The sequence below is a fragment of the Nocardioides jejuensis genome (assembly GCF_004337475.1).
GTDB classification, from domain to species: domain Bacteria; phylum Actinomycetota; class Actinomycetes; order Propionibacteriales; family Nocardioidaceae; genus Nocardioides; species Nocardioides jejuensis.
Genome location: NZ_SJZJ01000003.1, coordinates 46353 through 59653, shown reverse-complemented (window position 1 = coordinate 59653; position 13301 = coordinate 46353). Strand labels below are relative to the sequence as shown.

The 13301-nt window shown below is 71.8% G+C and carries 12 protein-coding genes and 1 tRNA gene; 4 read left to right on the top strand and 9 right to left on the bottom strand.

Translation table 11 applies throughout. The features are described from left to right. Positions 1-66: 66 nt before the first annotated feature. Genes pknB through EPD65_RS02850 form a run of 7 tightly spaced genes read right to left on the bottom strand, consistent with a single transcriptional unit; the run spans position 67 to position 8702 of the window. Complete coding sequence (gene pknB, locus EPD65_RS02880; protein WP_131581657.1) at positions 67-1824, bottom strand: Stk1 family PASTA domain-containing Ser/Thr kinase; 1758 nt, start codon at positions 1822-1824, stop codon at positions 67-69. Beyond that, positions 1821-3248, bottom strand: a complete 1428-nt coding sequence (locus tag EPD65_RS16400) for a protein kinase domain-containing protein (protein WP_207891386.1) — start codon at positions 3246-3248, stop codon at positions 1821-1823. Before EPD65_RS16400 ends, pknB begins: the two co-directional genes overlap by 4 nt. Next, entirely contained in the window at positions 3245-4708 is a 1464-nt protein-coding gene (locus EPD65_RS02870) for a peptidoglycan D,D-transpeptidase FtsI family protein (protein WP_131581656.1), read from the bottom strand. The genes EPD65_RS16400 and EPD65_RS02870 overlap by 4 nt, the downstream gene beginning before the upstream one ends. Then, positions 4705-6132: an FtsW/RodA/SpoVE family cell cycle protein gene (locus tag EPD65_RS02865; RefSeq protein ID WP_131581655.1), complete on the bottom strand. Its 1428-nt coding sequence runs from the start codon at positions 6130-6132 to the stop codon at positions 4705-4707. The genes EPD65_RS02870 and EPD65_RS02865 overlap by 4 nt, the downstream gene beginning before the upstream one ends. Continuing rightward, the gene (locus tag EPD65_RS02860) at positions 6132-7517 is read right to left on the bottom strand and encodes a PP2C family protein-serine/threonine phosphatase (protein ID WP_131581654.1); all 1386 of its coding nucleotides are present in this window, start codon (positions 7515-7517) and stop codon (positions 6132-6134) included. Before EPD65_RS02860 ends, EPD65_RS02865 begins: the two co-directional genes overlap by 1 nt. A gap of 5 nt (positions 7518-7522) precedes the next feature. Next, complete coding sequence (locus tag EPD65_RS02855; protein WP_131581653.1) at positions 7523-8002, bottom strand: FHA domain-containing protein FhaB/FipA; 480 nt, start codon at positions 8000-8002, stop codon at positions 7523-7525. Then, positions 7995-8702: an FhaA domain-containing protein gene (locus EPD65_RS02850; RefSeq protein ID WP_131581652.1), complete on the bottom strand. Its 708-nt coding sequence runs from the start codon at positions 8700-8702 to the stop codon at positions 7995-7997. Before EPD65_RS02850 ends, EPD65_RS02855 begins: the two co-directional genes overlap by 8 nt. A 135-nt stretch (positions 8703-8837) precedes the next feature. Between EPD65_RS02850 and EPD65_RS02845 the strand changes: the two genes are divergently transcribed. Then, positions 8838-8920: transfer RNA gene (locus EPD65_RS02845), tRNA-Leu, on the top strand. Positions 8921-9012: 92 nt separating this feature from the next. Here EPD65_RS02845 and EPD65_RS02840 read toward each other — a convergent pair. Beyond that, a complete protein-coding gene (locus EPD65_RS02840) occupies positions 9013-9708 on the bottom strand; it encodes a S1 family peptidase (RefSeq protein ID WP_131581651.1) in 696 nt (231 codons plus the stop codon). Between the two features lie 141 nt (positions 9709-9849). Here EPD65_RS02840 and EPD65_RS02835 point away from each other — a divergent pair, with 141 nt between their 5' ends. The 3 genes from EPD65_RS02835 to EPD65_RS02825 are packed head-to-tail and all read left to right on the top strand — an operon-like array spanning position 9850 to position 12399. Beyond that, complete coding sequence (locus EPD65_RS02835) at positions 9850-11055, top strand: copper resistance CopC/CopD family protein (protein WP_165872859.1); 1206 nt, start codon at positions 9850-9852, stop codon at positions 11053-11055. A 50-nt stretch (positions 11056-11105) separates the two neighbouring features. Beyond that, on the top strand, positions 11106-11681 hold the full coding sequence (locus EPD65_RS02830) for a nitroreductase family protein (protein WP_131581649.1): 576 nt from the start codon (positions 11106-11108) through the stop codon (positions 11679-11681). 49 nt (positions 11682-11730) lie between these two features. Continuing rightward, the gene (locus EPD65_RS02825; protein ID WP_131581648.1) at positions 11731-12399 is read left to right on the top strand and encodes a hypothetical protein; all 669 of its coding nucleotides are present in this window, start codon (positions 11731-11733) and stop codon (positions 12397-12399) included. A 19-nt stretch (positions 12400-12418) separates the two neighbouring features. Here the strand turns inward: EPD65_RS02825 and EPD65_RS02820 are convergent, their stop codons facing one another. Continuing rightward, complete coding sequence (locus EPD65_RS02820) at positions 12419-13204, bottom strand: maleylpyruvate isomerase family mycothiol-dependent enzyme (RefSeq protein ID WP_131581647.1); 786 nt, start codon at positions 13202-13204, stop codon at positions 12419-12421. Positions 13205-13301 lie beyond the last annotated feature (97 nt).

The following is a 13301-nucleotide window of genomic DNA, read 5'->3' as shown; positions in this document are numbered from 1 at the left end:
CCGCACAAACCCGGGTCTCGACGCGTCAAAACCCGGGTTTCGGTGCGCCAAAACCCGGGTTTCGGCTCAGTTGCCGAACAGCCCGCCGATGCCGCCGGTGCCACCCGTGCCGGGATCCGTGCTCGGAGTCGTCGACGGCGAGGTCGTCGGGGACGGCGACTCCGTCGGCTTCTCGTACGTCGACACGTAGATCGTGACCGAGGTGCCAGCCGGCGCCTGCTCGGCGCCCGGCAGCTGGTCGACGACCGTGCCCTTCGGCTTCGTCGTCGAGGCGAACGGCTCCACCTTGCAGGTGAACCCGCGTTCGCGGATCGCCTTGCACGCGGCGTCCTGCTTCATGCCGACGACGCGGGGGATCCGCTTGGGACCGGTCGAGAGGTACAGGGTCACCTTGCGGCCCTCGACGACGGTCTGGCCGCCGACGGGGAACTGGTCGACGACCTCGTCCTTCGGCTGGTCGGACTGGCGGTCCTCCGTGTCGACCTTGAAGCCGGCGTCCACGAGGATCCGCCGCGCGTCGTCGACGGAGCGGTTGGTGACGTCCGGGACCTCCGCGGTCGGCGGACCGGCCGACACGACGATGTGCACCGTGCTGCCGATGTCCGCGAGACCACCGTCCGTCGGGTCCTGGGAGATGACCTTGCCCTTGTCGACCCGGCGGTTGGCCTCCGTCGTCACGTCGGGCACGAACTGGTCGGCGGTCAGTGTTCGCACGGCCGCAGCCTGCATCAGGCCGACGACTCGCGGGACGCTGGTCTGCTCCGGAGCCTTGTCTCCGAAGACGGTCATGATTCCGTACGCAAGCAGGCCGGCGAGCAGCATCAGGATCAGGCCCCAGACGAGCCAGCGGCGACGCCGCGGCTCCTCGGCGGGGACCGGGGGGAGACCCACGGCGGTGTGGCTGCCGGCGTACGGCGTCGGGGTGACGGGGACGACGGCGGTCGGGGCGACCGCGGCGACCGGCGGAGCCTGCACCGCGTGGCCGGCCAGGTGGCGCTCGATGTCCGCACGCATCGCGGCGGCGGACTGGTAGCGGTCCTCCACGCGCTTGGTGAGCGCCTTCATCACGATGGCGTCGAGCTCCGGCGTTACGTCCGGGTCGTACGTCGACGGCGGCTGCGCCGGCTCGCGCACGTGCTGGTACGCCACGGCGACCGGCGACTCGCCGACGAACGGCGGCCGCCCGGTGAGGAGCTCGTAGAGCAGGCAACCCGTGGAGTAGACGTCCGAGCGGGAGTCGACCGACTCGCCGCGGGCCTGCTCGGGGGAGAGGTACTGCGCGGTGCCGACGACGGCAGCGGTCTGCGTCATCGTCGACGAGGCGTCGGAGACGGCGCGGGCGATGCCGAAGTCCATCACCTTCACGTCGCCGGACGGGGTCAGCATGACGTTGGCCGGCTTGATGTCGCGGTGGATGATGCCCGCGCGGTGGCTGTAGTCGAGCGCGGAGAGCACGCCCGAGGTGATCTCGAGGGCACGCTCGGGGAGGATCTTGCGCCCCTCGCGAAGGATCTCGCGCAGCGTCCGCCCGGCGACGTACTCCATGACGATGTAGGGCTGGGCGATGCCGTCGATGGCCGGCTCCTCGCCGGTGTCGTAGACGGCGACGATCGCCGGGTGGTTGAGCGAGGCCGAGGACTGCGCCTCGCGCCGGAACCGGTGCTGGAACGTCGCGTCGCTGGCGAGGTCCGTGCGCAGCCGCTTGACCGCCACGACGCGACCGAGCCGGGTGTCGACGCCCTTGCGGACCTCGGCCATGCCGCCGCGACCGAGCAGCTCGCCGAGCTCGTAGCGGCCGCCCACGACTCCTGCCTGGTTCGTCATTGGTTCTGTGCCTTCCGCAGCAGGGGGCTGCTGGTGTCTGTCGGCGACGGGCTCGTCGTCGCGGTGGAGGTTGCGGTGTCTGTCGGCGTCGCGCTGTCCGACGGAGTCGGCGTGGGCGTCGGGGCCGGCCCCCAGTACTGCACGGTGACGTCATCGCCCTTGGTGAGCGGACCCGTCGGTGTGCAGGAGATGACCTGGTCCTCGACCTGATCGCCCGGGTTGGTCTGCTCCTGGGGATCCGCGACGAGGCCGCGGTTCGTGATCGAGGTGGTCACGTCGTCGAGCGTGCCGACGCAGACCGATGCCGGGAGCTCGACGGTCGTGTCGGTCGGCGTCGACGAGACGGTCACGGTCGTCCGCGTGGACGGCTCGTTGGTCGGCGTACGGCCGGAGTCGTGCCAGAAGGTCCACGCGAGGAAGGCCACGAGCGCCCCGACGAGGATGGCCAGGAGCCAGAGCAGGATGCCGCCGCTGCGGTCGTCCGGGCGCGGGGCCGCAGCGACCGGAGCCGTGACGGCCGGCATGACCGAGGTCGCCGGCGCCTCCACGGGTACGCCGAGGCCGGTCGCGACCGGCACGGTCATCGGCGCCACGGTCGACGGATCGCGGAGCGCGGCCGCGAGCGCTGCACCGTCCCTGAACCGGGCCGCGGGGTCCTTCGCCAGGCAGCGGGCGACGACCGCGGCCAGGTCGGCGGGCACGGTGCCGGGCAGGTCGGGCACCGGCTGGCGAATGTGGGCCAGCGCGGTCGCGACGGGCGACTCCGCGTCGAACGGGCGCTCACCGGCGAGCGCCTCGAACAGCACGACGCCGAGCGAGTAGACGTCGCTCGCCGCGGTGGCGAGGCCACCTTCGGCCTGCTCGGGGGAGAGGTACTGCGGCGTGCCCATCACCTGGCCGGTGCGGGTCAGCGCGACCGCGTCACCGGCGCGCGCGATGCCGAAGTCGGTCACCTTGACGCGGCGGTCGGGCGTGACGAGCAGGTTCGCCGGCTTCACGTCGCGGTGGACGATGCCCGCGGCGTGCGCGGCACCCAGTGCGTCGGCGACCTGGACCGCCAGGGCGCGGGCCGGCTCGGCGGGCATCGGGTGCCCCTTGCGCAGCAGGGCCGAGAGCGGCTGGCCCTCGACCAGCTCCATCACGAGGTACGGCGGGTGGCCGGCGCTCGACGTACTGCCGAAGTCGAAGACGGCGGCGATGCCCGGGTGGTGCAGTGACGCCGCGTGGCGCGCCTCGGTCTCGAAGCGCGCGCGGAACTCGGGGTCGTCGGCGAGCTCGGCCTTGAGCAGCTTCACCGCGACCGGGCGGTGCAGCACCGTGTCGGTCGCGCGCCAGACCTCGCCCATGCCGCCCGTCGCGATGCGCTCCTCGAGCAGGTAGCGCTCGAGGTCGTCGGCCCAGCGCTTCTCGGGTCCGGGGGTCACTTGTTGATCACCGCCTCCATGACGGCCTTGGCGATCGGGCCGGCCAGGCCGCCACCGGAGATCTCGCCGTTGGAGCGCTGGCTGTTCTGGATCATCACCGCGACGGCGACCTGCGGGTCGTCGGCCGGGGCGAACGAGGTGAACCAGGCGTAGTTGGAGATGTCCGAGCGTCCGGTCTGGGCGGTGCCGGTCTTGCCGGCGACCCGGATGCCGGGGATGGCGGCGGTGCTGGCCGTGCCCTCCTCGACGACGCCGACCATCATGTCGGTCAGCTGGCGCGCGACGGCGGAGCTGATCGCCCGCTTGTAGACCTTCGCCTTCATCGTCTCGAGCGAGTCGAAGTCGGGGGAGCGGAGCTCGTCGACGAGGTGCGGCCGCATCACGACGCCGCGGTTGGCGATGCCCGCCGCGACCATCGCCATCTGCAGCGGGGTGGCCCGGACGTCGGACTGGCCGAAACCGGAGAGCCCGGTCTGCGGTGCGTCGAGGTTGCCGGGGTAGACGCTCGCGACCTGGCCGGAGAGGTCCTCCAGCGAGGTGTCGTTGAAACCGAAGGCCTCGGCCATCTTCTTCATCTTGGCGGTGCCGAGCTCGTTGGCGATCTTCGCGAACGCCGTGTTGCAGGACCACTCGAGTGCGTACTTGAGCGTGATCGTCGCGGGGTTGCAGGCGCTGCCCGTGGAGTTGTGGACGACCGAGGTGCTCTGGGGCAGCTGGTACGTCGCCCCGGCGGGCACCTGCGAGTCCTCGTCGTACAGGCCGTTCTCGATGGCGGCGGCCGCCGTCACCAGCTTGAACGTCGAGCCCGGGGGCAGCGTCGTGCGGATCGCGCGGTTGAGCTTGGGCTGCGCCTTGTCGCCCTCGAGCCGCTTGTCGGCCGCAGCGACCTTCGACAGGTCGTGCGAGGCCAGCTGGTTCGGGTCGTACGACGGCAGAGAGACCATCGCCAGGATCCGTCCGGTCGTCGGCTCGATCGCCACGACGGAGCCCTGGATGCCGGTGCCGAGCGCCTGCAGGCCGTCGTACGCCGCCTTCTGCGCCGCGGGGTTGAGGGTGAGCTCGACGCTGCCGCCCTTCGGCTGACCGCTGCCGATCAGGTCAGCCAGACGCGGGAGGAAGAGCCGCGAGTCGTCGCCGGAGAGCACGGAGTTCTGCGAGTGCTCGATGCCCGACTGCGAGAAGTAGGAGAACCAGCCGGTCTCGTGCGCGTAGAGCGCGCCACCGGGGTAGCGGCGCTGCCACTTGTAGCGGTCGTCGGCCTTCACCGAGCGGGCCACGGGCTCGCCGTCGACGAGGATCGCGCCGCGCTCGCGGGCGAACGAGGCCTCGATGACGCGCCGGTTGAGCGAGCTGTTGTCGAGGGAGTCGGCGCGGAAGTACTGGAGGTACGTCGCGTTGCCGAGCAGGACGATGAAGAGCAGGCCGCAGAAGAGCGACAGCGTGCGGATCGGCTTGTTCACGGACGAACCGCCTTGACGATCTGGGTGGTCTCGACCTCGGCGGGCTCGTCGAACGAGAGGTCCGGGATCGGGCGCCGGGCCTGGTCGGAGATGCGGAGCACCAGCGCGATGATCACCCAGTTGGCGACGAGCGACGATCCGCCGTACGACAGGAACGGGGTGGTCAGGCCGGTGAGCGGGATCAGGTCGGTCACGCCGCCGACGACGACGAAGACCTGCAGCGCGAAGACCACGGCGAGACCGGTCGCGACCAGCTTGCCGAAGCCGTCGCGGCACACGAGCGCCGCGCGCAGGCCGCGCTCGACGATGAGGCCGTACATGAGCAGGACGGCCATGACGCCCGTCAGGCCGAGCTCCTCGCCGATAGCGCTCATGATGAAGTCGGACTCGGCGTAGGAGGTCCGCCACGGCTGGCCGCCGCCGAGGCCGCGGCCCAGGAGGCCGCCCCACGACATGCCGAAGAGCGAGTTGCCGACCTGCTGCGAGCCGGTCTCCCAGGCGCCGAACGGATCGAGCCAGGTGACGACGCGGCTGTGGACGTGGCTCTCGACGAAGTAGGCGACCGTCGCGCCACCCACGAAGAGCAGCCCGCCGACGACCAGCCAGCCGGGGCGCTCCGTCGCGACGTACAGCATCGTGAGGAAGAGGCCGAAGCAGAGCAGCGAGGTGCCCAGGTCACGCTGGAAGACCAGGATGCCCATGCCGATCAGCCACATCGTGAGGATGGGGCCGAGGTCGCGGCCGCGGGGCAGGTCGATGAAGAGGAAGCGGCGTCCGGCCAGGGCCAGCGCATCGCGGTGCACGACGAGATAGCCGGCGACCGCGACGACGAGGAGGACCTTGGCGACCTCGCCGGGCTGGATGCTCATCGGGCCGAGGTGCACCCAGATGCGGGAGCCGTTCACCTCGCGCCCGATGACCGGGAACATCGGGAGCAGCAGCAGCACGATGGCCGCGAGGCCGCTCGTGTAGGTGTAGCGCTGGAGCACCCGGTGGTCGCGAAGCACGACGAGCGTGCCGATGAAGAGCGCGACGCCGATGGTCATCCAGACGAGCTGGTCGTTGGCGAAGACGTGCGGCGGCTTGCCGGTGCCGGCGGCCTTGTCGATCTGGGCGAGGTCCAGGCGCCGGATCACCGCGAGGCCGAGGCCGTTGAGCGCGGCGACGACCGGCAGCAGCACGGGGTCGGCGTACGGCGCGGCGATGCGGACCGCCACGTGGCAGGCCACGATCAGGATCACCAGCCAGCCGCCGTAGCCGACGATGTTGGTCGGCACGGCACCGTCGACGCCGATGCCGACGGCGGCGTAGCCACCGATGCCGACGGCGAGCGCCAGGATCAGCAGGAAGAGCTCGGCGCCACGGCGCCGGCGATGGACGAAACCGAGGAAGCCCGGCTGCCCGTTGGGGGTGCGACCCATCATCATTCGCCTCCCTGCTCGGCGGCGAGGTTCTGGATCACGTGGCGGGCGTCCTCCAGGGAGCGCGCCTCGATGCCGTTCTCGACGGTGCCCCGGACGTAGTCGCTCAGCGTCGCGACGGCGAGGTCGGACTGCTCGTACGCCGTGCCGAGCTCGACGCCGAGCAGCTCGCTGTCGATGCCGCGGAAGATGGTGACTGCTCCGTCGTGCACGCCGACGTAGTACTGCTTCTGGCTCCAGAACCAGGCACCGGCGGCAGCCATCCAGAGCAGGCCGAGCACGACCGCCGCGGCGCTGAGCCGCTTCAGCCAGACGAACCGTCGCGGCGCCTGCGGTGCGTAGCGGAGCTCCTCATCCCGATCGAGCGGGTCGGAGGTGATGGCGCGTCCGGCTCCCGCCGGGGGGTCGTCCGCGGGCACGGGGTCGAGCTCGCCGGTGTCGCCCGAGCGGTGGCCCCGGAAGCGGCTCGTGCCCGCCGCCGCCAGACCGGTACGCCGGCGCGGCAGCTCCGCGGCAGCTCCGACGAGGAGCGGAGTCGGGTCGATGGGGTCGCCCTGGTCGGCAAGCACGACGTCGGCGACGACGCAGGTGACGTTGTCGCTGCTGCCCGCCTCGAGGCTGGCGCGGACCAGTTCGACGGCGGCGAAGTCGGGGGTGGCGGTGCCGAGAATGTCGGCGATCCGGTCGTCGTCGAGCACGCCGCACGCACCGTCACTGCAGAGCAGCAGCCGGTCGCCCGCGCGGACCTCCTCGGAGAAGAGGTCGGGCTCCGCCTCGTGGACGCCGTCGAGCGCCTGGAGGATCAGGTTGCGGTGCGGGTGGACCCGCGCCTCCTCCTCGCTGATCCGGCCCTCGTCGATGAGCGACTGGACGAAGGTGTGGTCCTTGGTCAGCCGGGTCAGGACGCCGTCGCGCAGGAGATAGGCGCGAGTGTCGCCGACGTGGCCGATGGCGATCTTGTGCCCGTCGAAGAGGGCGAGCGTCGCCGTCGTGCTGGTGCCGTTGAGGGCCGGGTCGTGCTCGACCAGCTCGCCGATGCGGTCGTGGGCGCGGTGCAGGGCACCCGCCACGAGGGCGACCGGGTCGCCCGCGGGCCGCTCGTCGAGCCGACGGAGCTGCTGGACGGCGGTGCTCGAGGCGATGTCGCCCCGCGCTGCGCCGCCGACGCCGTCGCAGACCGAGAGCAGCCAGGGGCCGGCGTACCCGGAGTCCTGGTTGTCGCGGCGCACGCGGCCGACGTCGGAGAGCGCGGCGAACCGGAGCTGGAGGGGCCGGGCCTCCTCGGCGGCTTCCGGAGCCTCGGCGGCCTCCGCGGCAGGGGTCTCGGGGGCAGGGGTCTCGGGGGCAGGGACCTGCTCGTCGACCGGGACGTCCGGGGTCTCGGACACTGCGGTCACTTCCTCAGCTCGAGGATGGTCTTGCCGATCCGGACCTTCGTGCCGAGGGAGATGGCCGTGGGCTGGTTGATGCGCGAGGCACCGACGTACGTGCCGTTGGTGGAGCCGAGGTCCTCGACGAACCACTGGTCACCGGAGGCGGCGATCCGGGCGTGGCGGGTCGAGACGTAGTCGTCGTCCAGGCGGATCGCCGCGTCGGGTCCGCGACCGATCAGGATCGGGGCGTGCTCGAGGTCCGCACGCTCGCCGGCGTTGCCGCCCTCGACGACCACGACGTGGGTCGGCGCGCCGCGGCGCTTGGGCGCGGGCTTGGCAGCGGCAGGCTTCTTCGACTTGGCAGCCTTCGGAGCGGTCTGGCCCGAGGAGAGACGAGCACCGAACATGTCGGTGCGGATCACCGAGATCGCCGACAGGACGAAGATCCAGAGCACGGCCAGGTAGGCGATGCGGATCAGGAAGAGGGTCAGCTCAGACATTTCCATCCTGACTGTCGGTCACCCTGCGCACGGTCACGGTGGTGTTGCCCAGACGTACGACGGAGCCGTCGTAGAGCGTGCCGCTCTGCGCCGGGTTGCCGTCGATGAGGATGCCGTTGGTCGAGCCGAGATCCTGGACCGTCAGGCGGTCGCCCGAGAGGGAGAAGCGTGCGTGCTGGCGGCTGATGCCCGGATCGTTGATCTGGAGGTCGGTCTCCGTGCCACGGCCCACGACCAGGCCGGGTGCGTTGACCGGGTTGCGGGCGCCGTTGACCTCGAGGAACCAGCGCGCTCGCGCCACCTGGGTCTCGGACGCGTGCGTCGTCACCTTGGCCTGCGCCGCGCTGCGGACCCGGAAACGACCGGTGGAGAGGTCGTCGGCGACGTCGAAGTCGATGTGCACCGGGCCCGGGAAGACATAGCTCTGGTGCTCGGCGTGCTCGCGCAGGCTGTCGGTGAGCTCGCCCGCGAGCGTGGTGTCGTAGGGCGCCAGGCGCTCGAGGTCGGTCGGGCTGAGCTCGACGTGGAACGAGTTGGGCACCAGGCGCCGGTCACGGCTCAGCACCTGGGCGTTGTTGTCGACCTCGCGCTGGAGCGCGGCGGAGATCTCCACCGGCTGCACGGCGCTGCGGAAGACGCGCGCGAAAGCCCCCGCCACCATCTGCTCGAGGCGGTCCTCGAAGCGCTGCAGGCCGCTCATCGGCACCTCCTCGTCCGTCTCTGTGCATTCGATGATGCGGCGATCGTATCCACATCAGCCTCAGGAGCCCCCGTGGCACACCGACCCCGGTTTGGGAGAAGAGTCGCGGCTGGGATAACGTTCTGCCTGCTTCACGCGCGAGTGGCGGAACGGCAGACGCGCTGGCTTCAGGTGCCAGTGTCCGAAAGGGCGTGGGGGTTCAAATCCCCCCTCGCGCACGTGATGGAGAAGGGCCCCGGTCAGCAGACCGGGGCCCTTCTTCCTTGTCCGGGGGCTGCCCCGGACCGTGGCCCGATCAACTGTGGCCCGATCAGACGTGGCGCAGGCGTACGCCCGTCTTGTTCAGGATCTCCGAGAGCCGCTGGAACGCCGTGTAGCTCTTCTCGTCGCCGTAGCTGAGGATGCCCAGCGCCGCGACCCGGGTGCTGCCCGGGATTCGCCGGTAGAGCGGTGAGCCGGAGTCGCCGTGGTCCGACACCAGGTCGGTGACGATGATGCCGTCGGCCTTGACCCGCGTGATGTGGCCGCAGCGCGTGCCGCTCGTGCGGCCGGTGGAGCACACGGCCATGCCGACCGCGGGCTTGCCGAGCCGCTCGACCGAGCGGACGGTGCCGGCGTCGACGACGGTCGGGCCGAGGGCGTACGCGCCGTTGCTCCGCACGATGCTCCAGTCGTTCTCCGTGGAGTCGGTGCGGAAGACGCGCTGCGAGGTGCGGCCGATGGTGTGCCAGTCCTTCTCCGCCACCCAGAGCGTGCCCTTGGCGCCGCAGTGGCCGGCGGTGATCAGGACCGGGTGGCCGTCGGAGGCACGACCGTTGAAGCCGTCGGTGCAGGCGACGGCCGAGGTCGAGCCCGTGGACCGGGCGATGCCCCACCCGGCGTGGAACGACGACACGGCCTGGGCGGGACCGGCCGCGAGCAGGCCGGCTCCGAGGCCGGTGGTGGCGAGGACGAGCGCTGAGCGGCGTACGACGAGGTGTGGACGCGGCAGGGCGAAATGGAACACGAGAACTCCCGAGATGAGCGGACGTGACCCCTCGAGGCTAGTCTCCTGACGGGTCGCGTGATCTCGGCACTGCGCACCTGACCGGTATGCCCGGTCTCACTCGCTCGGGGTGGTGATGACATGGCGCTGATGCGTCCCTTCGTGAGGGCTCTGCTCCTCGTCCTGGTGGTCCTGGGGCCGCTGCAGCTCGGCCTGTCGGGGCCTGCGTCCGCGCACGTCCGGGTCGGACTGGTCGCGCCTCTCGACGGCGCCCGGCTCACGGAGATGCCGACGCGTCTGGAGTTCTACGTCTCCGAGCCTGTCGACGCCTCGAAGGTCCGCCTGCTCCACGACGGCGAGTCGGTCGGGCTCGGCTCGGCCGTGCCTGATGGTGCCGGTCGGGCTTCCGTCGCGGTGCCGGCGGGACTTCCGGACGCGAGCTACGTCGTCGAGATCGCGGTCTCCGGCTGGGACGGTCATCCGACCACCGCGCGCTTCTCCTTCGTGGTCGGCGACGGGCCGCTGGTGCGGGCATCGGGCACGGTCAACGGCTCGGCCTCGCCCGGCTCGCTCGTGCTGGTCCTGCGCGACGCCCACACGCTCGGCGTCCTCGCGGTGCTCGTCCTCCTCGGCGGCCTGACGTTCCGGCGCGCCCGACCCGAGCTGCTGGCCGAACCCGGGCCGCGCCGCCTGCTGCTCGCGGCGGCGGTGGTCGCCGTCCTCGCGACGGCCACCGTCGTGCTGCTCCACCCGGCGTACGAAGGAGGGCGCGGGTGGTCCGACGCCCTTCCCTCCCGCGACGTCCTGACGCGTACGCCGTTCCAGCGGCTGACGCTGGTCCGTCTCGGTGCTCTCGTGGCCTGGGCGGCGGTCATCCGGCGTCCCTCCCGAGCGGCCACGAACGTCGCGATCATCGCTGCGCTGGTCGTCGTCCTCACGCTTGCGGGCACCTCGCATCCGATGGCGTCACGCACCGGACTGGTGCTCGGGGCGATCCACCTCGCGGCGCTCGGACTGTGGATCGGCGGCGTGGCCCTCGCTGCGGCGGCACCGCGTCTGACCTGGCCGGACGAGGCGTTCGCGCGGTGGCAGCGGATGGCGCTGATGGCGGCCGGCGCCGCGCTCGCGAGTGGGGTTGCGCTCGCCGGCGTGCTGGTGCTTCCTGCACCGGCGAGTGACGGTCGCACCATGTGGCTGGCGATGCTCACCGCCAAGCTGGTCCTCGTCGCGGTGCTGCTCACCGCGGGCCTCCGGATGCGCACGGCCTGGCTGGGCGGCCGTTCGCTCACCGACGCGCTGCGGGCGGAGGCGGCTCTCGCGGCCGTCGTGGTCGCCGTCGCGGGGCTGCTCGCCTGGCAGCCGCTCTGACCCGCGGCTCCCACCGGCGGCTCCGACCCGCGGCTCCCTACACTCGCGGCATGCCGAACGCCGACCTGACGCCGTACCTCCGTGACCGCTGGAGCCCGCGGGTCTTCGACCCGACGCACGAGCTCGCGCGCGAGGACCTGCACCTGCTGCTCGAGGCCGCCCGCTGGGCGCCGAGCGCCGGCAACACGCAGCGCTGGGCCTTCCTCGCCGGCCTGCGCGGGGACCCGACGTTCACCGAGTTCCAGACGTACCTGTCGAAGGGCAACGCCGGCTGGGTCGCCAACGTGAGTGCCGTGATCGTGGTCTGCTTCCAGACCGGCGCGGCCCCCGAGGACCAGGAGACGCCGTACCTCGACCTGGCGGAGTACGACGCCGGCCAGACCGCCGCGCACGTGACCGTCCAGGCGGCGTCGATGGGGCTGCACGTCCACCAGTTCGCCGGCTTCGACCACCAGGGCGTCGCGGAGGCCTTCGGGGTGCCGGACCACTGGCGCGTCGCCACGGGCATCGGCGTTGGCCGGATCGGCGACCCCGCGACCAGCGAGGTCCACGAGAAGGACCGCTCGGGCCGCAAGCCCCTCTCCGAGATCGCCTACGCCGGCACCTGGGGCACGTCGCTCGGCTGACCGCGGCATCCCGCTCCGCCCTCGTCGTACGCGTGTTTGGATGGCGCCCATGAACCGCTTCGCTGCGAGCCGACGGGCCGCCATCCTCATGGTGGTCGCGCTGCTCCTGCTCTTCACCCTTCCTGCGGCGTTGAGCGTGTGGAACGGGTGGCGCCTCGACGAGGTCGGCGTCTCTACCGAGGCGACCGTGACCGACACCAATGCGGTGCCGAAGGCGAAGCCGACCCAGTTCTTCGTCCGCTACACCCTGCCGGCGGACGCCGATCCGCGCCGCGGTGCCTACATCGCGCGCGTCTCGGAGTCGGCGTGGCAGGACGCGAAGGCGAGCGAGACGATCGAGGCGACCTACCTCGACGGCAAGCCGGGGGTGAACCGGGTCGTGGGCCAGGTGCACAGCAACTTCGGCCTGGTGATGACGGTGCTCGGTGACCTTGCCCTGCTGGCGATGCTCGCTCTTGCGCTGAAGTTCCGGCCGGCTCGCGAGAGGCAGCTGGTCCTGCTCGCGACGGCGGACGTGGTGCGGGCCCGTCCGGGGTTCGCGGTCGAGGAGCACGGCTCCGAGCACGTCGTCCGCGGCGACGTCGTGAAGATCGGCGACGGCGAGATCGCGCTCCACGTCGGCGAGGGCAAGGAAGTCCGCGTCGTGCTGGGGGAGTACCGCAACCCGGTGGGATACCAGCAGCCCGCCGAGGTGCGTGGGCGCCGCTTCACGCCCTGACCCGGCGAGGGCCCCGGCGTCACCAGGTGATGCGGGCCCTCTCGTGCCAGAGCGCCATGCCGTCCTCGACGTTCGCCCCCGGCGTACCGGAGGCCTCCGGGGAGCGGTTCCAGAGCCGCAGGTAGAGCTCGACCGCCTCGCCGGTGACCTGTACGTCGGCCCCGTCGAGGGCCGCGTCGTCGCGGGCGTGGACGCTGGTGACCGCCGGCTCGCTCGTGACGCGCACCAGCCACCCGCGGTCGCCCTGCTCCGGCCGGACCGCGAACGTCACCGGGTCGTCGGAGCGCAGCGTCGACTTCGATCGCGGCAGGAAGCCGCAGAGCAGCTCGTCGATGCCGTCGAGCGCGATCGCGGGACCGATCCAGGTCTGGTCGGCGGTCGGGGCGACGCCGAGGGAGGCGGCGAGGGCGTCGACCGCGTGGATCGTCGTCTCGTGGCACTGGCGGCGGGCCCAGAATGCGCGCGGCGCCGGAGCGTCCTTGAGGAAGACCGGAGCGGCGACGGTCTCGGGCGCCCGGGTCAGCGCCGCCGCGAGCTCGATGGCGCCGTCGCGCAGCCACTCGACGGGATCGACCGCCGTGCGACCCTCGCGCTCAAGGGCGCCGGTGTCGGTCGAGAGCCCGGTCAGCAGGCCGGCCGCCCAGCGATGCACCATGCCCTGGTGGGCGACGAGCTGCCGGACGTTCCACTCCGGGCACGTCGGCACGGCCGCGCGCAGGCCGGCCCGGTCGGCGTACCGCGTGAAGGCGAGGAGCCCCTCGCGGAGCGCGTCGAGGTGGTCGGCGACGGCGAGCGTGGTCGGCATGCGACCCAGCGTGTCAGTCCGGCGGGACGACTGTCTCCGGGGTTTCTGCGGCGATCCGGTAACAGTCCTGACGTGTCCGGCGTCACACGGTTACCGG

Coding starts and splice junctions, on each gene's coding strand:
- pknB (WP_131581657.1), bottom strand. CDS start 1,824: ATGACGAACCAGGCAGGAGTCGTGGGCGGCCGCTACGAGCTCGGCGAG.
- EPD65_RS02865 (WP_131581655.1), bottom strand. CDS start 6,132: ATGATGGGTCGCACCCCCAACGGGCAGCCGGGCTTCCTCGGTTTCGTC.
- EPD65_RS02855 (WP_131581653.1), bottom strand. CDS start 8,002: ATGTCTGAGCTGACCCTCTTCCTGATCCGCATCGCCTACCTGGCCGTG.
- EPD65_RS02850 (WP_131581652.1), bottom strand. CDS start 8,702: ATGAGCGGCCTGCAGCGCTTCGAGGACCGCCTCGAGCAGATGGTGGCG.
- EPD65_RS02830 (WP_131581649.1), top strand. CDS start 11,106: ATGCCGAACGCCGACCTGACGCCGTACCTCCGTGACCGCTGGAGCCCG.
- EPD65_RS02825 (WP_131581648.1), top strand. CDS start 11,731: ATGAACCGCTTCGCTGCGAGCCGACGGGCCGCCATCCTCATGGTGGTC.
- EPD65_RS02820 (WP_131581647.1), bottom strand. CDS start 13,204: ATGCCGACCACGCTCGCCGTCGCCGACCACCTCGACGCGCTCCGCGAG.